The organism is Pseudoalteromonas sp. S1650, assembly GCF_005887195.1.
Taxonomy (GTDB): domain Bacteria; phylum Pseudomonadota; class Gammaproteobacteria; order Enterobacterales; family Alteromonadaceae; genus Pseudoalteromonas; species Pseudoalteromonas simplex.
Map to the genome: position 1 here is coordinate 137381 of NZ_PNDF01000008.1, position 23998 is coordinate 161378.

The 23998-nt window shown below is 41.6% G+C and carries 23 protein-coding genes; 6 read left to right on the plus strand and 17 right to left on the minus strand.

Translation table 11 applies throughout. The features are described from left to right. Window positions 1–13 precede the first annotated feature (13 nt). The 11 genes from hemB to CWB80_RS01850 all read right to left on the minus strand — a co-directional run bounded on the left by hemB (window position 14) and on the right by CWB80_RS01850 (window position 9766). Window positions 14–1024 (minus strand): porphobilinogen synthase, encoded by a 1011-nt coding sequence (hemB, locus tag CWB80_RS01800; RefSeq protein WP_063700976.1) that lies wholly within the window; start codon window positions 1022–1024, stop codon window positions 14–16. 13 nt (window positions 1025–1037) lie between these two features. Further along, complete coding sequence (locus tag CWB80_RS01805) at window positions 1038–2894, minus strand: sensor domain-containing diguanylate cyclase (RefSeq protein WP_138599081.1); 1857 nt, start codon at window positions 2892–2894, stop codon at window positions 1038–1040. Between the two features lies 1 nt (window position 2895). Continuing rightward, a complete protein-coding gene (locus tag CWB80_RS01810) occupies window positions 2896–3678 on the minus strand; it encodes a TatD family hydrolase (RefSeq protein WP_138599080.1) in 783 nt (260 codons plus the stop codon). Further along, window positions 3678–4202: a hypothetical protein gene (locus CWB80_RS01815; protein WP_054552340.1), complete on the minus strand. Its 525-nt coding sequence runs from the start codon at window positions 4200–4202 to the stop codon at window positions 3678–3680. The genes CWB80_RS01810 and CWB80_RS01815 overlap by 1 nt, the downstream gene beginning before the upstream one ends. A gap of 1 nt (window position 4203) precedes the next feature. Next, on the minus strand, window positions 4204–4944 hold the full coding sequence (gene tatC, locus CWB80_RS01820; RefSeq protein WP_063700986.1) for a twin-arginine translocase subunit TatC: 741 nt from the start codon (window positions 4942–4944) through the stop codon (window positions 4204–4206). Between the two features lie 50 nt (window positions 4945–4994). Beyond that, window positions 4995–5327: a Sec-independent protein translocase protein TatB gene (gene tatB, locus CWB80_RS01825; RefSeq protein ID WP_054552342.1), complete on the minus strand. Its 333-nt coding sequence runs from the start codon at window positions 5325–5327 to the stop codon at window positions 4995–4997. Between the two features lie 5 nt (window positions 5328–5332). After that, complete coding sequence (gene tatA / locus CWB80_RS01830; RefSeq protein WP_054552343.1) at window positions 5333–5572, minus strand: Sec-independent protein translocase subunit TatA; 240 nt, start codon at window positions 5570–5572, stop codon at window positions 5333–5335. A 77-nt stretch (window positions 5573–5649) separates the two neighbouring features. Then, the gene (ubiB, locus tag CWB80_RS01835) at window positions 5650–7251 is read right to left on the minus strand and encodes a ubiquinone biosynthesis regulatory protein kinase UbiB (protein ID WP_054552344.1); all 1602 of its coding nucleotides are present in this window, start codon (window positions 7249–7251) and stop codon (window positions 5650–5652) included. Window positions 7252–7268: 17 nt separating this feature from the next. Beyond that, entirely contained in the window at window positions 7269–7874 is a 606-nt protein-coding gene (locus CWB80_RS01840; RefSeq protein ID WP_138599079.1) for a ubiquinone biosynthesis accessory factor UbiJ, read from the minus strand. A 28-nt stretch (window positions 7875–7902) separates the two neighbouring features. Continuing rightward, window positions 7903–8658, minus strand: a complete 756-nt coding sequence (ubiE, locus tag CWB80_RS01845; protein WP_054552346.1) for a bifunctional demethylmenaquinone methyltransferase/2-methoxy-6-polyprenyl-1,4-benzoquinol methylase UbiE — start codon at window positions 8656–8658, stop codon at window positions 7903–7905. Between the two features lie 121 nt (window positions 8659–8779). Then, window positions 8780–9766, minus strand: coding sequence for a GGDEF domain-containing protein (locus CWB80_RS01850; RefSeq protein WP_054552347.1), 987 nt, complete (start codon window positions 9764–9766; stop codon window positions 8780–8782). A 359-nt stretch (window positions 9767–10125) separates the two neighbouring features. Here CWB80_RS01850 and CWB80_RS01855 point away from each other — a divergent pair, with 359 nt between their 5' ends. Beyond that, window positions 10126–11904 (plus strand): DUF885 domain-containing protein, encoded by a 1779-nt coding sequence (locus tag CWB80_RS01855; RefSeq protein WP_138599078.1) that lies wholly within the window; start codon window positions 10126–10128, stop codon window positions 11902–11904. A 114-nt stretch (window positions 11905–12018) separates the two neighbouring features. Beyond that, complete coding sequence (locus CWB80_RS01860) at window positions 12019–13503, plus strand: FMN-binding glutamate synthase family protein (protein ID WP_138599077.1); 1485 nt, start codon at window positions 12019–12021, stop codon at window positions 13501–13503. A 56-nt stretch (window positions 13504–13559) separates the two neighbouring features. Here the strand turns inward: CWB80_RS01860 and mtnK are convergent, their stop codons facing one another. Beyond that, complete coding sequence (gene mtnK, locus CWB80_RS01865; protein ID WP_138599076.1) at window positions 13560–14777, minus strand: S-methyl-5-thioribose kinase; 1218 nt, start codon at window positions 14775–14777, stop codon at window positions 13560–13562. A gap of 145 nt (window positions 14778–14922) precedes the next feature. Between mtnK and mtnA the strand changes: the two genes are divergently transcribed. Next, complete coding sequence (gene mtnA, locus CWB80_RS01870; protein WP_138599075.1) at window positions 14923–15948, plus strand: S-methyl-5-thioribose-1-phosphate isomerase; 1026 nt, start codon at window positions 14923–14925, stop codon at window positions 15946–15948. Window positions 15949–15952: 4 nt separating this feature from the next. Here mtnA and CWB80_RS01875 read toward each other — a convergent pair whose 3' ends face one another. The 5 genes from CWB80_RS01875 to CWB80_RS01895 form a co-directional block, all read right to left on the minus strand. After that, entirely contained in the window at window positions 15953–18115 is a 2163-nt protein-coding gene (locus tag CWB80_RS01875) for a winged helix-turn-helix domain-containing protein (RefSeq protein WP_138599074.1), read from the minus strand. A 94-nt stretch (window positions 18116–18209) separates the two neighbouring features. Continuing rightward, window positions 18210–18551, minus strand: a complete 342-nt coding sequence (locus tag CWB80_RS01880) for a gamma-glutamylcyclotransferase family protein (RefSeq protein WP_054552356.1) — start codon at window positions 18549–18551, stop codon at window positions 18210–18212. A gap of 1 nt (window position 18552) precedes the next feature. Further along, a complete protein-coding gene (locus CWB80_RS01885) occupies window positions 18553–19095 on the minus strand; it encodes a 1,2-dihydroxy-3-keto-5-methylthiopentene dioxygenase (protein WP_138599073.1) in 543 nt (180 codons plus the stop codon). Then, a complete protein-coding gene (mtnC, locus tag CWB80_RS01890) occupies window positions 19092–19778 on the minus strand; it encodes an acireductone synthase (protein WP_138599072.1) in 687 nt (228 codons plus the stop codon). Before mtnC ends, CWB80_RS01885 begins: the two co-directional genes overlap by 4 nt. Continuing rightward, a complete protein-coding gene (locus tag CWB80_RS01895) occupies window positions 19775–20404 on the minus strand; it encodes a methylthioribulose 1-phosphate dehydratase (RefSeq protein WP_138599071.1) in 630 nt (209 codons plus the stop codon). The genes mtnC and CWB80_RS01895 overlap by 4 nt, the downstream gene beginning before the upstream one ends. A gap of 99 nt (window positions 20405–20503) precedes the next feature. Between CWB80_RS01895 and CWB80_RS01900 the strand changes: the two genes are divergently transcribed. The 3 genes from CWB80_RS01900 (at window position 20504) to CWB80_RS01910 (ending at window position 23888) form a co-directional block, all read left to right on the plus strand. Continuing rightward, a complete protein-coding gene (locus CWB80_RS01900) occupies window positions 20504–21646 on the plus strand; it encodes a methionine aminotransferase (RefSeq protein ID WP_138599070.1) in 1143 nt (380 codons plus the stop codon). Continuing rightward, window positions 21634–22407, plus strand: coding sequence for an amidohydrolase (locus tag CWB80_RS01905; protein WP_138599069.1), 774 nt, complete (start codon window positions 21634–21636; stop codon window positions 22405–22407). The genes CWB80_RS01900 and CWB80_RS01905 overlap by 13 nt, the downstream gene beginning before the upstream one ends. Before the next feature lie 65 nt (window positions 22408–22472). Then, window positions 22473–23888 (plus strand): mannose-1-phosphate guanylyltransferase/mannose-6-phosphate isomerase, encoded by a 1416-nt coding sequence (locus CWB80_RS01910; protein WP_171041477.1) that lies wholly within the window; start codon window positions 22473–22475, stop codon window positions 23886–23888. The last annotated feature ends 110 nt before the right edge of the window (window positions 23889–23998 follow it).

A 23998-nucleotide genomic window follows, 5' to 3' on the forward strand; every position in this document is an offset into this window, starting at 1 on the left:
CATTTGCTTTAGATTAGTTATTTTTTAACCAAATTGCTGCTTGTTTTGCAAAATATGTCAGGATGCCATCGGCGCCAGCACGCTTAAATGCCAATAATGACTCCATGATTATTGCTTCTTCTGCAAGCCAACCGTTATCAATGGCCGCTTTATGCATGGCATATTCACCGCTCACTTGGTATGCAAATGTTGGTACACCAAACTCATCTTTTACGCGACGTACAACATCTAAATATGGCATACCAGGCTTTACCATAACCATGTCTGCGCCTTCTTGCAGATCGAGGGCAACTTCACGAATAGCTTCATCTGAGTTGGCTGGATCCATTTGATAGGTCTTTTTATCGGCACCTTTTAAGTTACCTGCAGAGCCTACCGCATCACGGAATGGGCCGTAGTAGCTTGAAGCATATTTTGCAGAGTAAGCCATAATACGAGTGTGGATATGACCTTCGGCTTCAAGTGCTTCACGAATAGCACCAATGCGTCCATCCATCATGTCTGAAGGTGCAACTACATCAGCACCCGCTTCGGCATGCGACAGCGCTTGTTTAACTAAAATTTCAGTTGTGACATCATTAATCACATAGCCATCTTCATCAATGATACCGTCTTGACCATGCACGGTGAACGGGTCAAGTGCCACATCAGTGATCACACCAAGGGTTGGAAAAGCTTCTTTAAGTGCACGAACTGTGCGTTGTGCTAATGCATCTGGGTTATAGGCTTCTTCAGCCAGCAACGATTTTTTATCGCTCGGTGTTACTGGGAAAATCGCTACTGCGGGCACACCTAATTCAACGAGTTCTTTTGCTTCTTCAAGCAGTAAATCAATAGAAAGACGGTCAATGCCTGGCATAGACTCAATGGCTTCGCGGCGATTTTTACCTTCTAACACAAATACAGGAAAAATAAGGTCATTAACGGTTAGTTGGTTTTCAGCCATTAGGCGACGAGAGAAGTCATCACGACGCATGCGGCGCATACGTGTATAAGGGAAAAGGTCGAGTCCTGATTGGGCCATGCTTTGTATACTCCTAGTCTGGTAGAGGATAACTCACTACGCGATTTCGACCCGTTTGCTTGGCATGATATAAGGCTTTGTCGGCATAGTCAGTGAATAAACTTGGGTTATTAATGTCTTCAGCAATTGCGCTGTAAACACCTGCACTCAAAGTAAATTTAATCGTTGTTCCGGCAACTATTATATCAGTATTTTCTGCGGCTTTGCGTATTTGTTCGGCAATTTCTAAGGCACCAGCCTGTGGTGTGTTAGGCAACAGCACCACAAATTCTTCGCCGCCATAACGTGCCACTTCATCGAGAGGTCGTTTCAGGTGCTGTTTAATGACATCGGCGGCAGATTGAATGGTTTGATCACCGGTTAAATGACCATAGGTGTCGTTAATTGCTTTGAAATGGTCAATATCTAACATGATGATGGCTAAAGGTGTTTGTTCACGTCGCGAGCGACGAATATCCATCAGGAGTTTTTTATCGAAGTAACGGCGATTTTTGGTTTTTGTCAGCGCGTCTTCCATATTGAGTTGTTCAAGCTCTCGGTTTTTCTCTTCAAGCTCGCGTAATGTCACTTGTAACTCAAAGGTACGCTCCTCGATATTCGCTTCAAGGTCTTGGCGCGCTTGTTCTTGCAGTTCAAGGCGCTCGCGCATTAAGGTATCTTTTGCTTTGCTTTCCGCTAATGCATTTTGTTGCGCTGCAACTTCGGCATCGCGCTGCATTAAAAATAGTTTTATAACGGCATAGCTTAAACTTAAACTACAAACCAAAAAGCAAATGAAGGTGAGTGAAAGCACGCCGATATTTAAATTAAACGGGTTAAACACCCCAAGTGCACTGTAAATAATGGCGCAGAAAAATGCGAATAGGGCAATTAGAAAAGCGCTACAAGGTTGTTTATATTCACGATTAAACTGTTTAATAGCAATGCCTGCAAAGATGATGAGCACCACAGGTAAACTTAACAAGCACAGTGTAATTGCAATATGAATTGGTAAGAACCACATTATTACAGTGACAAGCACCACGACCCACGCTAACCAATACTGAAAACGATTTAAGCGAGATTTGGCAAAGCCGAATATATAGCCTTGCAATGGTACAAATAACGCACCACAGATAAAAAATAGAGTTGGGATTGTCAGTTGTTGAAACGATGAGCCACTAGGTTGTAAATAACGATAACCAAAGCCATAAAGGTAAGCCAAAGAAAGCCACAGCAAGGTAAGTAATAATCCTGTATAGGCGAAATAGCGGCGTCTAGAAAAGCCATAAAGCACTAAATTAGTGAGTGCGAGTGATAATATAAAACCGACTAATAAACCGTACAATAAATTAAATTTACTTTTATGCTTTAGGTATTCTGAGGGTTTCCAAAGGCTTAGAGGTACTCTTAAACCCCCATTGTTTTTAACTTTAAGATAAACAACGGAGTGGCTGGCTTTTGGAATGGTTAATGAGACTAACAGAGACTCATTTTTGATTTGCCGATTAGATAATGGGACTGCATCCCCAATCTTTGTGTTAAATAATAATTGGCTACCTTGAAGATGAAACACGCTCACTTCATCGAGTAAAGGGTTATCTATCGATAATATCAGTGGAATAACATCTAATGAGGTGTTTCTTATCGATAGCTTGAGCCACATTGGTTTTAGAGTCATACCTAGATTTAGGGTTTCGCCTTGGCTTGAATGCCAAGTTACATTGTTACTGCTAAAGGCTTGCTGTTGAGTGATAGGATCAAGGGTGTACTCAACATTAAGCGTATGTTGAGATTTGAATTGTGAACTAACAACAATGGAGTTAGCCTGCAAGTAAGGAGTAAATAAAACAACGAAGATTACGCCACAAAGTGACCATAGGCGCTTCATCTTAACCCTTTATGGAAAATAATTGCTGAAAGTTTAGTGTAGTTTGTTTTGCCACTTCAGTAAATTCTGAGCCTTTTAAATCAGCAATTTGCTGACATACATAAGGAAGGTTCTGAGGCTCATTACGGCGAGTTTTAGGTCTAGGCCTAATATTTCTCGGCATTAAAAAGGGCGCATCAGTCTCAATTAACAAGCGATTTAAAGGGATAGTTGGTACTAAGGCTTGTAGTTGTTCACCACGGCGTTCATCGCAGACCCAGCCCGTAACACCGATATAAAGCCCCATTGCTAGGTAACTTTGGAGTGCGTTTTCGTCACCCGTGAAGCAGTGTAGTACGCCTCGTACCTTGTAATCACTCAAGATTGCGAGCATATCTTCGCTGGCATCTCGCTCATGCAAATACACAGGCATATTTAGTTGCTCAGCAAGCTGTAACTGGCGTCTAAAAACGCTGCGCTGAACATCGCGAGGAGAAAAGTCACGATTGTAATCGAGGCCACACTCGCCAATTGCAACCACTTCAGGGTGTTGGCTGAGAGTTGTTAAGTGTGCTTCAAGCTGATCATCTGCAGTTTTTGCATCATGAGGGTGGACCCCAGCTGTGCAAAATTGCTTAAACTGTTTGGCGAGTTTAAGAGAGGCTTGGCTACTTTGCAGATCGCAGCCAATAAGAAGCATCTGTGTTACATTTGCCTCTGCGGCACGTTGTAACACAGCTTGATGAATATCATCAAATTGATGATTGCTTAAATTGACGCCAGCATCAACTAGCGAATAGTTCATTAGTCAGTACGCTTAACACGAATTGAACGGTTTTGCCCTTCGATTCTTAACAAGAATGAATTGAAAACGCCTCGTTCAATTATGACTTTGTCGCTCACCTCTAGCTTCATTCTATCTGAGCCTACTTGGCGCCACTGTTGACCGTTTTCTAGTTCTATAATCAGCTCCCCGTAAGGCGCTTTTCTAACGCTCTTAACCACTGCGGTTATTTCGTCATCATTTTTTTTTGCAACTTCTTTGTGTTCTAAACCAAAGTCTTCATTTTTTGTTTTTAGAGCTTGTTCACTTGTTGCGGCTGCTGCGGCAACAGGAGCTGCTGAGCTAGTTACAGGTTGCTCAATTTGTTTTTTTGTAGCCGGTTTTGAAAGTGATTTACCTGCCATTACGTTGTCGTAACAAAGTAAGCGGTTAAAATCATTTTCAACAAAAGTACAGGCTTGCAATGCTTGTAAGTTAACTTCGTCTGCCTGTGCAGTACCAGCAATAGTTAAAAGAGCAACGAAGGGAATGAGTTGTTTTTTCATTTTATTCCTCGGATTCCTGTTGAGGTTTGGCGGTATAGAATGCAGCCAAAATTAAACCTAATTCAAATAATAACAGCATGGGTAATGCTAGTAATGTTTGTGACAGTACATCAGGAGGTGTTAAGAACATGGCAACCACGAATACACCTACCACGATATAAGGTCGTTTTTCTTTTAAACTTTTCGTTGTTGTTGCGCCACTCCAGCATAACAGCATGATGGCAACAGGTATTTCAAACGCAATACCAAAAGCAAAAAACAGTTTTAAAGCAAAACTTAAATAACTACTAATATCAGGTGCTAATGTCATCATATCAGGGCCAGTATTAGTAAAAAACCCTAAAATAATAGGTAGCACCACAAAGTAGCAAAATGCGATACCACTATAAAATAGCAAGATACTTGAGGCCAAAATTGGCATTAGCATGCGCTTTTCATGTTGATACAAACCTGGTGCTATAAAGCTCCAAACTTGATGCAGTATCATGGGAATAGCAGCAAATAACGCCACAAATAAGGTGAGTTTAAACGGTGCAAAAAAAGGTGCTGTTACATCCGTTGCGATCATGGTGGCAGTGCTTGGCAAGTTTGCAATCAGTGGAGCTGCAACAAAGCTATAAATATCGTTGGCAAAATACACCAAGCTGATAAATATTAGCAAAATGCTTAACAAAGCTTTCATGAGTCGGTTTCGTAACTCAATCAAGTGGCCAACAAAGCCTGTGTGAGCTTGCTCGGTCATAATTTACTATTCATCATCATTGTTATTGACCACAAAAGCAGAGATTAAATTCACTTTTTTTCGTCATTATTGTTAGTTTCTGCTTTTTCTGGTGTGTCTTTTTTATAACTGTGGGTAACTGACTGAGCAGCCTTTTGAAGTTCGTTTACAGAATCTTGCAGATCTGGTGTGAGCTCTTGCAAGTTTTGCTGTTCTGCTTTTTTTAAGTTCTCGTGAAGCTCATGGATACGGAGTTCTTCGTTCACTTCAGCTTTCACTGAATTGGCGACTGACTTTAATGTTTTTACCCAGCGGCTAACTGTACGAATTGCCACAGGCAAGCGCTCAGGGCCTAACACAATCAGACCTACGATAAGTACGACAACAAGTTCCCACATCCCCATGTTGATTAAGCCTTATGGTCGTCTTTGCTTTTCTCTACGGTTTCTTTGCTTTGCGTGTTAGAAGCTTGCTCTATTTGCTCGCTTTTGGAATTAGTTTGGTCATCATCAGACACGGCTTTTTTAAAGCCTTTTACTGCGCTACCTAAATCACCGCCAATGCCACGAAGTTTCTTTGTGCCAAATAACAACACGATGATTGCTAAAATAATGATTAATTGCCAAATACTGATACCACCAAAACCCATGGGTTACTCCGTTTTTATCAAATTTATTGAATAGACTTGCCTTGATTATACCCACCAAAACATAAATAGCACTTAGTTTATGCGCTTCGCCATGCTGCAATAAAGCCTGCTATAGCAAAGCCTGCGGTAATTACACTGGCGACTAAGTCATGCTGTAAATAACATAAGCCTGAAACTATTAAACAGCTACCAGCAAAGATACTAAGTAACAAAGGCTTAGCAGATTGCGGCGCTGGCAATTGTACAGGTTGTTGTTGACGCTTTAAGTTTTGATAAATTAAATCAGGTAATTCAGGCATTTTTTCTGCCCAAAATGGCAAGTTCGCATACATTTTTTTCATTACTGCAAGCGGACCAACTTGTTCTTTGACCCAATCTTCTAGAAAAGGTTTAGCGGTTTTCCATAAATCAAGCTGCGGATACAGTTGTCTGCCAAGGCCTTCAACATACAACAGCGTCTTTTGTAGTAACACTAATTGCGGTTGAACTTGCATATTAAAGCGACGAGCCGTATTAAACAGGTTAACTAGCACGTGGCCAAAAGAGATTTCGGCCAGTGGTTTGTTGAAAATTGGTTCACACACAGTACGAATGGCAAATTCAAACTCTTCAATGCTGGTATCGGCGGGTACCCAGCCAGAATCAACATGCAGTTGCGCTACTTGGCGGTAATCACGGTTGAAAAAGGCAATAAAGTTCTCTGCTAAATAGCGTTTATCTTCACGATTAAGGGTGCCCACAATGCCGCAATCAATGCCGATATATTTTGGGTTATGAGGGTTTTCACGTGAAACGAAGATATTACCCGGATGCATATCAGCGTGGAAGAAACTGTCGCGGAATACTTGTGTGAAAAATACTTCGACTCCACGCTCAGCTAGTAGCTGCATATTGGTATTTTGTGCCAGTAATGCGTCGGTATCTGATACCGGAATACCATAAATGCGCTCCATTACTAATACGTTACTGCGGCTGTAGTCACTATAAACAAAGGGAATGTAGAGCGAATCTGAGTCTTCGAAGTTACGGCGTAGCTGAATCGCATTCGCCCCTTCACGCATTAAGTCGAGCTCATCGAGCAAGGTTTTTTTGTACTCGTTTACTACCTCTATAGGGCGTAAACGTTTGGCTTCTTTTAATAACTTAGCCACTAAGCGTGCGACTTTTTGCATTAGCATTAAGTCGGCATCAATTTGCTCTTTAATGTTAGGGCGAATGACCTTAATCACCACATCTTGTGGTGCGCCATGCTCATCTATTAAGGTTGCCGTGTGAACTTGTGCAATCGAGGCTGATGCCAAAGGTGTTTGCGAAAAATCACTAAATAATTCACTAATATCATTAATACCGAGCGCCTTTTCGATCAGTTGCTGGGCAAGCTCACCTTCAAAAGGTTCAACCTGATCTTGTAGCAGTGCAAGCTCTAATGCGACATCATGCGGCAGTAAATCACGGCGTGTAGAAAGCATTTGACCAAACTTGATCCACACCGGGCCGAGCTCTTGCAATGCAAGTCTTAAGCGCATACCTGCAGGTTTATCTTTATGTTGGTTACGTAACCAAAATAAGCTGCCACGGGCGAGTTTGGCAAACCAAGGCACTCGTTTACGTGGAATTAATTCGTCTAAGCCATAGCTCAGTAGGGTTTTAGTGATGTAATAAAGACGAGCAGACGACACACAAGTTCCTTAGCGCATTAGCGTGACTGTAACAGCGCGTTAATTCGCATCTCTAATTGAGATACTTGGCTTTTTAATTGGCGATTTTGCTGTTTAAATTCAGCAAGTTCAAGAGGATTTATGGTCACTGCTAACTCATCTTGGCAAAGCGTTGTTAAGGTATTTTCTAACTTGCTTCTCGTTTGTGAACCACGACGTTTTAAAGCTTGAATAGAGAGCCACAACTGTTGTGCTGGGGCATCGCCAATGTATCGAGAAAAATGTTCTGGCCAATCAATATCAAGCTCAGCAAACGCATTGCTAAAGCCTTGCGCAAGATTTAAATCGCCTTGTAAGTCGAGCTTGTCTTGGCGAATGAGTTGCGTGAGCATTGATGGATCTTTAAGCGCTAACAAGGTGTTGATATCGGCGCTGATCATGCAGTCAAAACTGCGTTCTTGCGTACTGTATAAGTGAATTTGCTCGTCGCTGTAAACGCACAAAATTGACTGTTGCCAATCACGTATCTCAATCAACAGCTGTTTATCAGCAATTGCTGCAAGCTTACCCTTTAAATGAGGGTCTAACTGCAGCAGTTGATTAATGATTCGTTCGACGAGTGATAACAGAGCGTTTGCTAACATCGCGTTACCTACTTAATTTACAGAGTTTTTAGTATTTAAAACCACGGTGAAGGGCAACAATACCGCCAGTAAGGTTTTGATAACTGGTTTGTTCAAAACCCGCATCTTCCATCATGCCTTTTAATGTTTCTTGATCTGGATGCATACGGATAGACTCAGCAAGGTATTGATAAGACTCGCTGTCATTCGCAACCAGCTCACCCATCTTAGGTAAGATATTAAATGAGTAGAAATCGTAAGCTTTGCTCAGTATTTCTTGTTCTGGTTTTGAGAACTCAAGCACAAGTAAACGACCGCCAGGCTTAAGAATACGATACATTGAGCGTAGAGCTTTATCTTTATCGGTCACGTTACGAAGACCAAAGGCAATCGTAATTAAGTCGAAGCTGTTGTCAGGAAATGGCAATGCTTCGGCATTCATTTGTACATATTCAATATTGCCAACACGACCAAGATTACGCAGTTTCTCGCGGCCAACTTTCAGCATTGAAGAGTTGATATCGCCTAAGATAACTTGGCCTGTTTCACCCACTAACTGACTAAATTTAGCGGTCAAATCGCCTGTACCGCCAGCAAGATCTAATACATAGTGACCTTTACGAACACCAGAACTTGCAATAGTTTGGCGTTTCCATAAACGATGAATACCGAACGACATTAGATCATTCATTACGTCATACTTTGCAGCGACTGAGTGGAATACATCTGCAACCATTGATGCTTTGTCGTTTTCAGCAACGGTTTTATAGCCAAAATGCGTGGTCTTTTCTTGATTCTCGTTCATGATTAATCTCTATCGTGGCAATAAAGACTAGTGTACTTGATTGTAGCTGTGGGGTGCAATTTGATTATAACTAAATCATCAGATTAGCATTGCTTTTCATGATTTAGCACAGGTTTAAACTTTACTGGCCGGCAATAAAACTACTTTGCCCAAGCGACTTGGCTTTCGCAGCTGCTAAAGAGGCTTTACGGGCTAAGCTGTTAAAGTCGCCATCGCCTTCATGTTTAGCGATACCTAGGGCTAAGGTAATAGCGGGGAGTTTGGTGCCATTTTTTGAGCTGACAAAGCGCAGCTTTTCGACACCATTTCGTACTTTTTCGGCTATTAAGTTGGCAGTTTCAGGCTCAATATCAGCAAGTAAGATGGTAAATTCATCTTTACTTGTGCGCCCAGGTAAGCCGCTTTCTTGTACGTATTTTTGCACCTGCTTGGCGACTTTATTTAAAATTACTTCACCAATCACATCACCATAGTTTTCAATAAAATGGTTTAAGTTCTCAATGTGAATAGAGATAGCACAAACCGCTTTATTTTGGCCGACCCAAAGTTGAGTTTGTTGATTTAAGTAATGGCGCTTGTATAAGCCGGTTTGTTGGTCGGTGATGTGTTGTTTGCGTAATTGAGTGAGCTGTTTTTGGGTTTTTTCTTGTAGTGATTTGGCTTTTGCTATTTCTTGCTTAAATTGACGATGCTGATTGAGCAGGACTTCAGATTGCTTACTGAGCATTTTTAATGCATGACGCGTTTGCTCAATATTGTTTTCATCAATTGAATGAACACATTCTGTGACTTGATCAGCAAAGCGCACAATATTTTGCTCGTTATTGTTAGCATTTCGCGAAAGGGTGTTAATTACTGAGTCAACGTTGCGAACAATGGCGGTTTTCATTTTATGCCCTTGCTCTATAAAATCGAAATAAAGCTGTTCTACATAGACACAATCGATGGTTTTTCTTTGTGCGATGGCACGGTCAATAGCGGCGTTAAGTTTAGGGTTAGACTGGCTGACGTAGGTGTAAACAACTTGGTAGTTAAGTGGTGACGGCGGTAATGCATGATGTTCTAAAAAGATACATACCTTTGTCATTTTTTCTTGAGCAATAGCCATGGGATCATGGAACATCATTTTTCAATACCACTAAATACGCATATCAACCAATTAATCATCTCTTCCGTAAGGTATAGCTGCTTCCAAGCATAAATACTGAGTCTACAGTAATCTGTAATCAGCCTATTTAAAAGCAAAATCGCTTACTTTGGAACTTAAATTTGTTTCGTTTGTGTCTATTAGCTGATTTTCTCAACAACTTTAACAAGTGTAATTAAAAATTGCTTAAACCTTGCTCATTCTTATTTATACACCGTTGTTAATTTGAGCGTATTTAACCTGAGCTTGGTCGCATTTGTTTGGGTTTTAGCCAGTGCTGCGCTACTTTAGCGATACTGATTAAAACTAAAAAGAATGCTATGAAACAAACACTGTCGCGAACTTTAAATCGTTCTGTTATTGCGGTTGCTTTAGCGTGTACTTTAAGCGCTTGCCAAGTAACAAATATTGATGCTGATCAGCAATTTACTCAAGTAGCCGAAAATATTGTTAATTATCGCCAAAGCATCAGCCCGTATGGTAAAGATAATGGCGTTGATGGTTATTTATTAGAAAATCTATCGGCTGAATTTTTAGAACAAAAATACCAAAAGAATACAGAGTTACTTGCCGAGCTAGACGCTATCGACCGTGATAAGTTATCGGAAGAAAATCGCATTAACCTGACTATTTTACGCGGCCAAGTGCAAAATAGTGTCGATGAATATGTGTTTAATGCGCACTATATGCCGCTGACATCTGAATATGGGTTCCATTCTAGCTTGTCATTTATGATCTCCAGCTCAGATTACACAAAACCACAAGATTACCAGCTATATCTCGCTAAATTACAGCAAATTCCTCGCTATTTTTCGCAAAATATTGGCTGGATGCGAAAGGGGCTTGAAGTGGGCCTAACCCAGCCAAAGGCTGTTTTAGAAGGTTATCAAGACTCAATCACGGCTTATATTGTTGATGATGCTACTAAGTCTGAATTCTACAAACCATTTTTAAATAACACGGCAGGCCTAAGTGATAGCGAGTTTGCAGCGCTACAAAAGCAAGCGCAAACCATTATCACAGAACAAGTTATTCCGGCATATCAAGGTTACTTAACCTTCTTTAACAATGAATATCAACCGGGTGCACGTACAGATATTGGTATTTCAAGTACGCCGAATGGCAAAGCGTTTTACGAAAATCGCGCTAAGTACTACACCACCACAGATATGACGCCAAAAGAAATCCATGAGCTGGGTTTACAAGAAGTCGCGCGTATTCGCGCAGAAATGGAAAAAATTATCGAGAAAGTAGGCTTTGAAGGCTCGTTTGCTGATTTTGTGCACTTTTTACGTACTGATCCGCAATTTTACGCAAAAACACCAAAAGATTTGCTAAAAGAAGCGTCTTACATTGCCAAGAAAATGGATGCGCAGTTACCTAAGTTATTCCACACCTTGCCAAGAATGCCGTACGGTGTTGCGCCAGTGCCAGAGAGCATTGCACCTAAATATACAACGGGTCGTTACTCAGGCTCTCGCCGTGATGACCAAGCAGGTTATTACTGGGTTAATACCTATGCGTTAGATAAGCGCCCGTTGTATGTACTTGAAGCATTAACTTTACACGAAGCAGTACCTGGGCATCATTTACAAATCTCGCTAAATGCTGAACTTGAGTCATTACCAAGTTATCGCCGTAATGCATATTTGTCGGCATTTGGTGAAGGTTGGGGCTTATATTCGGAGTTTTTAGGTATCGAAGCGGGCTTTTATCAAGACCCATACAGTGACTTTGGTCGTTTAACTTATGAGATGTGGCGAGCGGCACGTTTAGTGGTTGATACAGGTATGCATATGTATGGCTGGAGCCGCGAGCGTGCAATGAAGTTTATGAGCGAAAACACCGCGCTTTCATTGCATAATGTGAAGACAGAAACTGATCGTTATATCTCATGGCCTGCACAAGCGTTGTCATACAAAATTGGTGAGCTAACTATTAAACGTCTACGCCACGAAGCTGAGCAAGCACTTGGTGCAGATTTCGATATTCGCGAATTCCACCATCAAATATTGCGTCATGGCTCAGTGCCAATGTCAGTGCTTGAAGAGCAAATTCAACTTTATATTAAAGCTGAATTAGCAAAACGAGCAGCATAGCTGTATAGCAGTATAAAAGAAGAGGCGTGATTTACATCACGCCTTTTTGTTTATTGCACGTAATATAAACACCTTATATGCTTTGAAGGATGTCATTTCACAAAGGGGCCTTGGATGAGTGATTTTATAATTTTTAGTATCGATGTATTTGCCAGCTTGTTTATTTTTGCACTCGGTATAGGTTTGCTGGTGATTGTGTGCTTTTACATTAGTGATGTGACGCAATCTAAACAGGCGATTCGCCGTAATTACCCGGTGATCGGTCGCTTTCGTTATTTTTTTGAACGCCAAGGTGAATTCTTCCGACAATACTTTTTTGCCATGGATAGGGAAGAGCTACCATTTAATCGTGCTGAGCGAAGCTGGGTGTATCGTGCTGCGAAAAATGTTGACCGTACTACGGCCTTTGGTTCAACCCAAAGCCTTGATGCAACGGGCACTGTGATGTTTATGAACTGTGCGTTTCCGACTTTAGATGAAGATGCACTTGATCCAAGCGAAGTCACGTTAGGGCCTTATTGCCAAGCTCCTTATACAACAAACTCGTTATTTAATATTTCAGGTATGAGCTTTGGCGCATTATCTAAGCCCGCTGTTCGCGCATTATCGCGAGGGGCAAAATTAGCCGGCTGTTGGATGAATACCGGCGAAGGAGGGCTCAGCCCTTACCACCTTGAAGGTGGCGCCGATATTGTGTTTCAGATTGGCACGGCAAAATATGGTGTACGAGATGAGCACGGTAAATTAAGCACCGAAAAACTCAAAGCGATTGCTGAGCACGAACAAGTTAAAATGTTCGAAATTAAAATGAGTCAAGGTGCTAAACCCGGTAAAGGGGGTATGTTACCAGGGCGCAAAGTGACTGCTGAAATTGCAAAAATTCGGGGTATTCCTGAAGGGCATGACTCGATTAGTCCAAATGGTCACCCAGAGATTAAATGCCCAGCAGATTTACTCGATATGATTGAAACGGTACGCAGTACCACAGGTAAACCAACCGGTTTTAAAGCGGTTATTGGTGAATACACTTGGCTCGAAACCTTGTTTAGTGAAATAAATAACCGTGGTATTGAATCTGCCCCTGATTTTATCACTATTGATAGTGCCGACGGTGGAACGGGCGCTGCCCCTCAACCCTTGATGGATTCAGTTGGTTTACCGCTACGAGAGAGCCTGCCTTTGGTTGTTGACTTGCTAAAAAAACATGGTCTCAGAGAACGAGTGAAAGTGATTGCATCGGGTAAGCTAATCGTACCGTCAAAAGTGGCTTGGGCACTCGCGCTGGGTGCTGATTTTATTGTGTCGGCGCGTGGTCATATGTTTTCGTTAGGTTGTATTCAGGCTCTACAATGTAATAAAGATACCTGCCCGACCGGTATTACGACTCATAATGAACGCTTACAGCGGGGCCTAGATGTGACCGATAAGGCACAACGTGTCGCCAATTATAATAAGTTTATTCATTATGGTGCAGGGCTGATTGCTCATTCATGTGGTGTATCAAGTGCCCGCGAGTTAGCTCGCCAGCATGTGCGAGTGGTACAAGAAAATGGTTTATCAGAGCCGCTCGATAAAATGTATGAGCACTACAATAAATAATCTAGTTGAGTTGAATAATTAAAAGGCGCATTAAGCGCCTTTTTACTTTTTGACTATCAGTTTAATAAACTGATTAACAACGAAAAGAACTCGTCTTTATTGTTACAGCTTGTGGCATTGAGCATCAGTTGCTCGCCGAGTACGAGCGTTTGCTGTTGTACTGCTAAACGAGCTTGTGCATCTTCAATACCGTCTATATCTGCAACATGGGCTAAACCAATAGTACGGCGAATAAGTTCAGCGCCACAGTAGCCAATCGCATCACGCAATACGTGTTGTAAGTAATCTTCGCTAAAGGCGCGGTTTGCAAAGCTAATATCAGTTGCTTCCCTGCTTGCTAGGTTTAACCAATGTTGCTCAAATTGGCTATAACAGTCTTGTAAGCAAGTTAATAAATGGGTTTGATACTGACGGCGCTTTGCTTGCTCTGTAATACGGGCGTTTTGGGCACAGTAATTTAGTAGCAAGTTACCCATAAATGAGCCGATATCAAAGCCAACAGGGCCAAAAAAGCCGAACTCTGGGTCGATCATTTTAGTGGTTTTGCTATCAACAAAAATGCTGCCACTGTGCATATCGCCATGCAATAAAGTTTGCGGGCACGATAAAAATTTCGCTTTTAATTTAGCAGCGGCCAATTTTAAAGCATCATTATTACGAATACTTTCGACGTGCTCAGTAAGCTCTGCAGGGAAATTATTGCGCTCATGCTCAATGTACGGATCAGTGAAAAATAAGTCTTCTGTGATCTTACATAAATCAGGGTTAATAAATTGACTGACTTTGGCTTTTTTATCTTCAGCAGATAAGTAAAAATCTGAGTTATAAAAGCCTGTTCGGCTTAAGTAGAGCGCAACATGACTTGCCAATAAGGGAAATTGCTCTGCGTTGATTTGTGCGCCACGTAAAATTTGTAACTCACCTAAATCTTCTAACACGGTTAATGCCAGCTCTACATTGTGATGCAATATCGCCACGGTATGCTCTGGGCATAACTTACCATGATTAATCAATACTTCGGCTTCGATTCTGGCGCGGTCTAACGATAATGGCCATGACTCACCTACGCAGCGGGCATAAGGGAGTGCTTGCTTTAGAATTACACTGTTGTTGTGCTGATCAGCAACCCGAAAAACTAAGTTTAAGTTTCCATCTCCAAACTCGTATGCAGTCAGTGCTGCATCAGCAGGGAAGACTGAAATTAGTTCACTTTTAACAAGTTCTTTAATGTAATCAACAGCATGCTCTGCATTAAAGGCAGTGTATTTAGCCATGGCTCTATCTCGTAATACAATTAACTTTGAGCATTCTATACCTGTAACCGTTTAGATGTCCATACATCTAGTTTGTTAGTTATCAAAACTGATGTAAAATAACTATTCACATAAATTAGTTATTCATTAGTTATTCGGATTCAGTATGCAAGATCTCATCGCCAGCAGTATTAAATATCAGCAAGGTACGCTAACCGTGCTTGATCAGTATTTGTTACCACATCAACAGCATTGGCATGTATGTAACGATGTTGAAACGATGAAAGATTTGATTCTGACTTTGAAAATCCGGGGAGCGCCTTTAATTGGCTTAGGTGCTAGCTTATTGGTTGCACACCTAGCCGAGCAGGGCATGAGTCAATCAGCACTTGCGGTTGCTATAGATGAACTAGAAGCAACACGCCCAACCGCCGTTAACCTTATGCACTGCATGGCCAAGTTACGCGTAGCGCTTGTAGAGACTGATTATGTTGCAGCTGTTGCCTCTACTGCTGAGCAGTTATTTAAAGAAGATATTGCCCTTTGCGATAGCATGGCAGAACGTGGTGCTGCCTTGGTTGATAAAGGTGATAACATTTTAACGCACTGTAATACCGGTGCGTTAGCGACTGCGGGTGTCGGTACTGCATTAGGGGTTATTCATAAAGCGCAGCAACGCCACGGTGATATTCATGTTTGGGTTGATGAAACGAGACCGCTACTGCAAGGCGGCCGCTTAACGGCTTTTGAGCTTGAGCGCTGGCAAATTCCTTATACCTTGATTTGCGATAACATGGCGGCGAGTTTAATGGCTGCGGGCAAAGTAGATAAAATCTTTGTAGGTGCAGACCGTATTGCTGCAAACGGTGACTTTGCTAATAAGGTAGGTACATATAACCTTGCTGTGTTAGCGCATTTCCATAACATTCCATTTTATGTCGTTGCGCCACTTACGACACTTGATACACAAACGGCGTGTGGTGCGAATATCGAAATTGAGCAACGCAGCCCTAATGAAGTGCGCGGTGTTAGTGGCAGTTTTGGCGAAGCAATATGGGCACCAACTAACGCGAAGGTTTATAACCCGGCATTTGATGTTACACCGGCTAGCCTAGTCACAGGCTGGGTGCTCGATAGCGGCGTTTATAACCAATCTGATATCGAGCAAGGTATTCTAAAGCAATTAAAATAGAAAATTACTCAGCACTTTTTTTAGTGTAGAGCTCAATGCTATTTTGACTATTTGCGGTTAGTAACGAAATCGCCAGCTTGTCATTACTCGCATTGATATGCGTTATATAGTGTAAGGGCCGCATTTTCATTGCTAGATCAACATTTTGTATGTTTGCCAAGTCAATACTATAAATTTCATTATTTGTGGCAATATATAAGCTGTGATGGTTGCTTGTCATAGTGATAATTGAAGGCTTTAGCTCTATTAGTTTGTCAGGAGTTATCAGCTCACTATAAGTATTGCTGTCACTATCTAAAAGCAAATATTTTCCGTATTTAGAATGGACGATTAGCTGATTATCATCATACCAAGCAATTGCCAATGGGGTGTCGATGGTGCTTTTGACAACCTGATCGCTGTTGGTGTGCAAAATCATTAGTTGGTTTTGCTGGTTACTAAGCTCGGTAAAGATTACTGCAATTTTATTACCTCTGACTGCTGCTAGTTTGCTGTTTCCTGGTAGTGTCCAGTGTTTAACTTCTGAAAAGTCATTGGCATTTAATAAGCTTAGCTTTTGATTGCTTTTATTAAAACTCACCAGCTGACTGCTGTCGTTATTTGCAGAAATAATGGTGGTATCTTCACCAATTTTGTCGGTTATATCTATATATTGGTTGTTTTTTCTGAGCCAGTGCTGTCGTTTATAGTATTCAAGATCAGCGAAGTAGACATCATTATTAGTCAGGGCGACCAAATCACCTTCATGCTTATTAGCTGTGGCAATATAGCTCATTTGTTTTGATTTTATGTCAAATATAGCCGCATCACTGTCGTGTAAATCAGTGCTGATCAGTACACTTTGTTTATTAAGAGGGTAAGCGTAATTTGCTCGTTTTACTGGGGCTTTAATGGCTTGTCCCCGACTCATGGTATCAAATGAAAATGATTCAATAGTTAATTTACCGCGGTTATACCAAACAAGCGAGTTAGTTTGTTTATCATAAGTTGCAGCCCAAGCTCGGTATTCGTTGGTGGTTAAAAGTTTGAGTGAGCTACCGTCTAAATTCGCTATATAAATTTCTGCTTGGCCAACATTGTGGCGTTCAAAAATAACACGGTTGGGGTTTTTAAGTGTTGTTAAAATATAATCGCCAGTGCCAGTAATATTAGGTGATGTAATGCGAATTTCTTCACCGGTCTTTAAGTCTTGCGCATACAGAGCAGATAGGTGAGTTAAGCCACGGTAATTATTACGTCTTGTAATTGCCGTATTACCAATTTCAATGTACTGATCTGGTGTGATATTTAATATAGATTGATTTGTAACTGGCTTTAGTAATACTTCATTTGATAGCAAATTGCTTGCTTGCCAAGCACTACAATCATTGAAGTCACTGTTTTCACATGAACTATAAAATAGCCGCTCGCCATCTTCAGACCAGCCCTGTAAAAAGACAGCGCCAGATGTAATTGAGTACTCTTTTTTTGTCGTTAAGTCGACAACATAAATATGCTGATTGTCATTTTGCAGCACATAGGCAAGCTGCGTTTTGTCGTGATTTAGCAATAATTGATAGTGAGTGCCCTTATGCCATGAAATCGTTTCGGCTTGCAGGTCTAAAAATGGCGCTTCGTTTTGTGCTTCATCATTTACTTTAGGTTGCTGTAAGAACAACCAAATAGCCGCAATCAATAAACCAAGCGCTAAGGCCGCAAAAGACCATGGCCAGCGTGAAGAATGCGCTTTTTGCACGTTAAGGGGAGTTGTATTAACTGGAGTTTCAGCTTCTTTATGTTCTGTGTTTTTATCTTCTGTTATTTGTGGGTCTGAAATGGGGGTGGGCTCAAGAGGCTTAACTTTAATAAATAGGCTATAACCTTTGCGGTAATGGGTTTTAATAGTTTGCCCGGGCTGCTTTTCTGATTTGAGAGTTTTTCTTAGTTCAGAGATGGCACGGTTAATAGCATTGTCATCAACAAAACTTTGTTGCCAAATATTCTCAACCAGCTCTTGGCGAGTGATAATGCGATCATTATGCTCAATAAAGAAACACAGCAATTTAAACAATAAAGGTTCTAGTTCACGCTTATGAGTGCCATCGCTGATGGTTTGCTGCTGAGTGTTAAATTGCCACTCACCCACATAAATAACGGTATCGCGTAAGGGTGAAAATGCCGACCCCATGTTTAGTCCTTTAACTAAAAAATATTAATTTTGATAGGGAAGATAATAACAGCTTTTGTTCTTGATTTGGGTCTTTTTGTTTTATATTTGTAAATTAAAGGCTGTTTTTTGCAACATATAGCCAAGCTTGGTTGTTACATTGGAATGTTTCTGCGATTCGTTGATAATCATCTACTTCGTAAGCATCAGCCTGATTGAGCTCACGTTTAGTGATTAAATAAATAGTGCCATTAACAATATCACTTTGTTTGCCTGTTTTGATTAACGCCGGGTGAAAACGTTGACCACTACTTTTAAGCACGGCTTCGTCGGTGATCTCGACTTCACCAATGACATACCCAGTTAGCGTAGCAGGTTGACCTTCGAGCAAACGCCCAAAGGTATCAAGCTGAACCTGCGGGTACTGTAAGGTACCGTACGAGAATAGCTTTTCCATGTTAATCCAGCAGCGGGAAGTTGGTAGCAATAGTTGACTCAGTGCTTTTAGCGACCCAACCTTCGGTATTATTGAATAAGCGAATTGCTGTGAATTCAGGGTCGCTGCCCATATCAAACCAATGTGGTGTGAGTTCTGGTACTGAAATTAGGTCGCCTTGTTGGCAAAGCACTTGATACACTTTGTCGCCTAAGTGTAAGCAGAATAAACCTTGGCCTTTCGCAAAAAAACGAACTTCATCTTCGCTATGTGTATGTTCAAATAAGAACTTACTGCGTAGTTCGCTGGCATTTGGACTTCCCTTAGCAAGCGAAATAACGTCCACTGTTTGATAACCCCCTTCAGCCTTAAGGCGCTCTATATCGTTAGCATAGGCAGTTAAAATAGCGTCATGGCTGGTATCTTGGTCAATCTGTGCTGTTGCTTGCCATTGCTCAAAGCGAACGCCAACCGCATTCAGCTCACTGGCAATCGCGCTTAAGTCTTCACTATGAAACAGTATGTTGTTTGCGTTGTTATCATTAAAAATAGTTAATTGGCTCATGCTAAAAGCTCCGCACTAAATGCTGTGAAATCGTTAATGTATGGGTGAGCGTCGCTTACTGCTTGTCCATCGCGAACAAGGTGTAAAGTGCCAAGGCCTGCAGCTTTGGCAGCATCAAGCTCTGCCACCACATCGCTTAAAAACAATACTTCGGCAGCGTCAAATGGCAGCTCGGCAATAATATTTTCATAAGAGCTCTGCTGTTGTTTTGCGCCAACTTTAGTGTCGAAGTAATCACTAAATAAAGGTCTAACATCACCATAATCAGAAAACTCAAAAATCAGGTGCTGGGCTTTTACTGAGCCTGATGAGTAGACATATAAACTTTTACCAGCATGTTTTTGGGCTTGTAAAAAGTCATAAGCGTCAGGGTAAAGGTGGCCAGTAAAATCACCACTTTCGTAGCCCGTTTGCCAAATTAAGCCTTGCAACTGCTTGAGTGGGGTAATTTTTTGATCAGTTTCAATCCAATGAATTAAATGACTAATAACCGTGTCGATATCGGCTTCGGGTTGTTCAATGTGTGCTTTAACGGCCTCAATTTGGGCTGCAACTTCTGGGTCTGTTTGATGTGATTTTACAAACTCAGGTAATTGCCCTGCCGCGTAAGGAAATAATACGTCTTTAACAAATGAGATGCGGGTAATAGTGCCTTCAATATCAGTTAAAATTGCTTTGATCATGGCTGAACTCCAGCTTGAATACCTTCTAATTTTAGGCGCTCAAGCTCACAGCTAAATAGAAACTCTAACCCTTCTAAATGACGAAGTACTTCTTTGATATCTCGACCAACGACATATAAACCATGGCCACGAATTAATACGGCATGCTCAATAGGGGTGTGAAGGTGATGATCACTGACTAGTAAGCTTAAACGGTCAATGTCTTGGTCATTATCAAAAATGGGAATAGTTAAGGTATCTAAGTGCGATTTGATACCGCTTAAAGATTTTTGCATTTCGTAGCCATGCAAATTGATAGCGTGGCCTTTGATCACACGAGATAACACGGTTGCCGCAACAGAATGAGTGTGCAAAACAAATTTAGCTAACGGGATAAGCTTATACATATTCAAATGTAGCTCAGTTTCAGCTGATGGATTGCCAGAGCCTTTAGTACGATTGCCTTCATGATCAAATTCAATAAATGCATGAGTGCCGAGTTGACCTTTATCGAAACCACTTGCTGTGACGACATAACCGCTTGCAGTGCGGGCTGAAAAGTTACCACCAGTAGCAGGGACCCAGCCACGTTGGCTTACCCATTTACCAGCTTCAATTAGTTCTGAAATAGCGGTATTGTTATGCATATATTCCTCGACATTCTAAAAGTTATTTAGACGGCTATACATCTGTTTTAAGCAATGATAGCATCGCTTCGGGCGCAAAACCATCTTTAAGGAACCTCTGTGTTTGAAAGTAAATTGCCGAATTTAGGCACCAGTATTTTTAGTCAAATGACCGCTCTAGCAAATAAGCACCAAGCGCTTAATTTATCTCAGGGTTTTCCTGAATTTGATGCACCAGAATTACTAAAAAAACAGCTCAATCATTATGTACTTGAGGGAGCAAATCAATATGCGCCTTCAAGTGGGGTTGCAAAGCTACAGCAGCAAATAGCAGCTTTGATTGCTAGAAAATACCATAACAACATAAATTACGAGCAACAAGTTACCGTCACCTCAGGGGCAACAGAGGCATTATTCGTAGCAATTCAAGCGCTTGTTAAAGAGGGTGACGAAGTGGTGGTGTTTGACCCCGCTTATGACTCTTACCAACCGGCAATTGAACTTGCAGGCGGTCGTTCAGTTCATGTTGCTTTGCATGCGCCAGACTACAAAATCGATTGGCAAGCCGTAGCTGATGTTATTACAGAAAAAACACGTGTCATCGTCATCAACACGCCACATAACCCAAGCGGTAAAATCTTTAAAACAGAAGATATTAACGCCCTTAAAGCGCTTGTTACTAAGCATGATTTATATGTAATTAGTGATGAAGTGTATGAGCACATTACCTTTGATGGTGCTTTGCATTTAAGTGCGCTGATCGACCCTGAGTTATTTGCACGCAGTTTTGTGATCTCAAGCTTTGGTAAAACCTTTCACAGCACCGGCTGGAAGATGGGTTACTGTGTAGCACCCGCTCAGCTGATGGTGGAGTTTCGTAAAATTCACCAATATGTGACCTTTTCAAGCTTTACGCCTGCTCAGCATGCATTAGCCGATATGCTTGAGTTAGAGCCTGAGCATGTTGATGAGCTAAGTCATTTTTATCAACAAAAACGCGACTTGCTTAGCGAAGCACTAGCGCAAAGCCGTTTTAAAATATTACCAAGTGAAGGTACCTACTTTTTACTACTCGATTACAGTGATGTGTCTGATCTTGATGATGTTGAGTTTTGCCATTGGTTGGTTGAGCAAGCGGGTGTTGCAGCTGTACCACTCAGTGTGTTTTATAACAGTGCAAGCAGCGACAAAGTGATTCGTTTATGTTTTGCTAAAAATGATGACACATTAAAATGTGCCGCGGAGATTTTATGCCAACTTTAACCTTAGCTTTAGTGCAGTCATCACTGCATTGGCTTGATAAAAGCGCTAACCTTGCGCACTTTACTGAGCAGCTTAACAGTTTAAACGAGCAAGTTGATTTAATTGTCTTGCCAGAAACATTTGCCACGGGTTTTGCGATTAATCTAGATTGCAGCGAACCAGAACAAGGCGAGGTACTTAGCTGGTTAAAAGCCACAGCTAAGCAAAAAAATGCTGTGGTTGCAGGCTCTGTTTTAGTTGCAAAAGACGACAAAAAGGCTAATCGCTTTTATTGGGTTTGGCCAAATGGCGAAGTGAAGTATTACGACAAACGCCATTTATTCTGTTTAGGTAACGAAGGCAATTTCGTCGCAGCAGGCGAGCATCGCGAGGTATTCGCTATCAATGATTTTCGCATTTTGCCGCAAGTGTGTTACGACTTACGCTTTCCTGTATTTCAGCGTAATTGCAACGACTACGATGTGATGATCAACGTAGCTAATTGGCCAGCAGCTCGTCGCCATGTCTGGGATACCCTGCTAAAAGCACGCGCAATGGAAAACCTGTGTTATGTCGTGGGTGTCAATCGCATTGGTGCTGATGGTAATAATGTTGCCCACAGTGGTGGAACTGCCGTTTATGATTTTAAAGGTGACACCTTGGCTAAGCTCGAAGATGGCCAATCGGGTATCATTATTCAGCGCTTAGAAAAATCACCGCTTGATGACTTTCGAAGAGCGTTTCCTGCTCACTTAGATGCTGATCAATTTCAGTTACTGTAATTGCTCGAAGCCGCATACTCAAAAATTTGTTAAACTCATGGTTGGATTATTTACTTTAAGCAATCATGAGTCGCAAAATCACCCCCGTTATTCTTGCTGGTGGCATAGGTTCTCGTTTATGGCCTTTGTCGCGTAAAGCGATGCCTAAGCAGTTTTTGTCTTTGCTTAGCGAAAAATCACTGTTACAGAGCACGCTTTTACGAGTGGCTGACTCACGATTTAATGCACCAATTCTAGTGTGCAATGAAGAGCATCGCTTTATCGCTAAAGCGCAAATTGCAGAAATCACAGATAGCTATACTTTATTGCTTGAACCTGAAGGTAAAAATACCGCCCCCGCGATTGCCCTAGCCGCTGAATTTGCACTGCAAAATGGTCTAACTGATCCCTTGTTGGTGATGCCTGCTGATCATCATATCAGTGATTTTGATAAACTTATTGCCTGCTTAGATAATGCGATAGCGCTTTGTCAGCAACAACAATTAGTAACCTTTGCCATTACTCCCACTGAGCCACATACCGGCTATGGTTATATTCGCCAAGGTGAACAGTTAGCTCATAAAGGCTGTTTTAAGGTGGCTGACTTCAAAGAAAAACCAGCTCTGCAATTAGCCGAAAAATACCTTGCCAGTGGTGAGTATGGCTGGAATAGTGGCATGTTTTTATTTTTGCCAGATGTGTACTTGAGTGAGCTTAATCGTTTTGCGCCAAAGATTGCTGACAGTGTCGCAAAAGCGGCTAGCTTCACCGCAGATTTAGGGTTTCAACGGCCTGTTGCGGGTGCGCTCACAGCATGCCCAAGTGATTCTATTGATTATGCTATTTTGGAGCGTAGCGCTAACGTTGCTGTTATACCTGTTGACTTAAATTGGAGCGATGTTGGCAGCTTTTCTGCATTATCGAAAATCGCAGAAAAAGACCATCATGGCAACTATTTAGCCTCACAAGGAGTGAGTTTAGATAGCGAAAATAATCTACTGATCAGCGAGGCTGACCACACTATTGCGGCGCTCGGCGTGAGTAATCAAGCAATTATACATACTCATGATGCCACCTTAGTGGCAGACAAAAGTGCGCTCGATAAGCTTCCTGATTTACTTAAACAGCTTGCTGTTGTTGATAGCGATAAACTAACCCACCATCAAGCCGTATTCAGACCTTGGGGCAACTATCGAACTTTAATTGAAAGCACTGGCTTTAAAGTAAAGAAAATAATCGTAAACAGCGGCGCAAAGCTCTCAACTCAACGCCATCAGCACCGTGCAGAACATTGGGTCGTCGTATTTGGAGTGGCAAGCGTGCGAGTAGGTGATGATGAATTTGAATTATCCGCCGACCAATCTTGTTACATCGCGGCTAAGCAGCTACACAGCCTTGCTAATCAACAATACACGCCACTAATCGTTATCGAAGTACAAACCGGAGCGATACTTGATGAAACTGACATCGAGCGATTTGATGATAGGTATGGGAGGGGATAGCTGGAAGCTTTAAGCTTATCGAAAAGGAGGCTTTTTAACAGAGCTTATTTGATTCATAAGTTGGATTTTTGCCGCTTACTGCTAATGCTTCTAAACTTACAGCTGCTGTA

Bases quoted from the DNA above. Each gene is read 5' to 3' on its own strand.
- CWB80_RS01905 (WP_138599069.1), top strand. From the start codon at position 21,634: ATGCCAACTTTAACCTTAGCTTTAGTGCAGTCATCACTGCATTGGCTT.
- CWB80_RS01910 (WP_171041477.1), top strand. From the start codon at position 22,473: ATGAGTCGCAAAATCACCCCCGTTATTCTTGCTGGTGGCATAGGTTCT.
- CWB80_RS01810 (WP_138599080.1), bottom strand. From the start codon at position 3,678: ATGAACTATTCGCTAGTTGATGCTGGCGTCAATTTAAGCAATCATCAA.
- CWB80_RS01850 (WP_054552347.1), bottom strand. From the start codon at position 9,766: ATGGCTATTGCTCAAGAAAAAATGACAAAGGTATGTATCTTTTTAGAA.
- tatB (WP_054552342.1), bottom strand. From the start codon at position 5,327: ATGGGGATGTGGGAACTTGTTGTCGTACTTATCGTAGGTCTGATTGTG.
- CWB80_RS01860 (WP_138599077.1), top strand. From the start codon at position 12,019: ATGAGTGATTTTATAATTTTTAGTATCGATGTATTTGCCAGCTTGTTT.
- CWB80_RS01840 (WP_138599079.1), bottom strand. From the start codon at position 7,874: ATGTTAGCAAACGCTCTGTTATCACTCGTCGAACGAATCATTAATCAA.
- mtnA (WP_138599075.1), top strand. From the start codon at position 14,923: ATGCAAGATCTCATCGCCAGCAGTATTAAATATCAGCAAGGTACGCTA.
- CWB80_RS01880 (WP_054552356.1), bottom strand. From the start codon at position 18,551: ATGGAAAAGCTATTCTCGTACGGTACCTTACAGTACCCGCAGGTTCAG.
- CWB80_RS01875 (WP_138599074.1), bottom strand. From the start codon at position 18,115: ATGGGGTCGGCATTTTCACCCTTACGCGATACCGTTATTTATGTGGGT.
- tatA (WP_054552343.1), bottom strand. From the start codon at position 5,572: ATGGGTTTTGGTGGTATCAGTATTTGGCAATTAATCATTATTTTAGCA.
- mtnC (WP_138599072.1), bottom strand. From the start codon at position 19,778: ATGATCAAAGCAATTTTAACTGATATTGAAGGCACTATTACCCGCATC.
- CWB80_RS01815 (WP_054552340.1), bottom strand. From the start codon at position 4,202: ATGAAAAAACAACTCATTCCCTTCGTTGCTCTTTTAACTATTGCTGGT.
- ubiE (WP_054552346.1), bottom strand. From the start codon at position 8,658: ATGAACGAGAATCAAGAAAAGACCACGCATTTTGGCTATAAAACCGTT.
- tatC (WP_063700986.1), bottom strand. From the start codon at position 4,944: ATGACCGAGCAAGCTCACACAGGCTTTGTTGGCCACTTGATTGAGTTA.
- CWB80_RS01805 (WP_138599081.1), bottom strand. From the start codon at position 2,894: ATGAAGCGCCTATGGTCACTTTGTGGCGTAATCTTCGTTGTTTTATTT.
- CWB80_RS01885 (WP_138599073.1), bottom strand. From the start codon at position 19,095: ATGAGCCAATTAACTATTTTTAATGATAACAACGCAAACAACATACTG.
- CWB80_RS01855 (WP_138599078.1), top strand. From the start codon at position 10,126: ATGAAACAAACACTGTCGCGAACTTTAAATCGTTCTGTTATTGCGGTT.
- mtnK (WP_138599076.1), bottom strand. From the start codon at position 14,777: ATGGCTAAATACACTGCCTTTAATGCAGAGCATGCTGTTGATTACATT.
- CWB80_RS01895 (WP_138599071.1), bottom strand. From the start codon at position 20,404: ATGCATAACAATACCGCTATTTCAGAACTAATTGAAGCTGGTAAATGG.
- hemB (WP_063700976.1), bottom strand. From the start codon at position 1,024: ATGGCCCAATCAGGACTCGACCTTTTCCCTTATACACGTATGCGCCGC.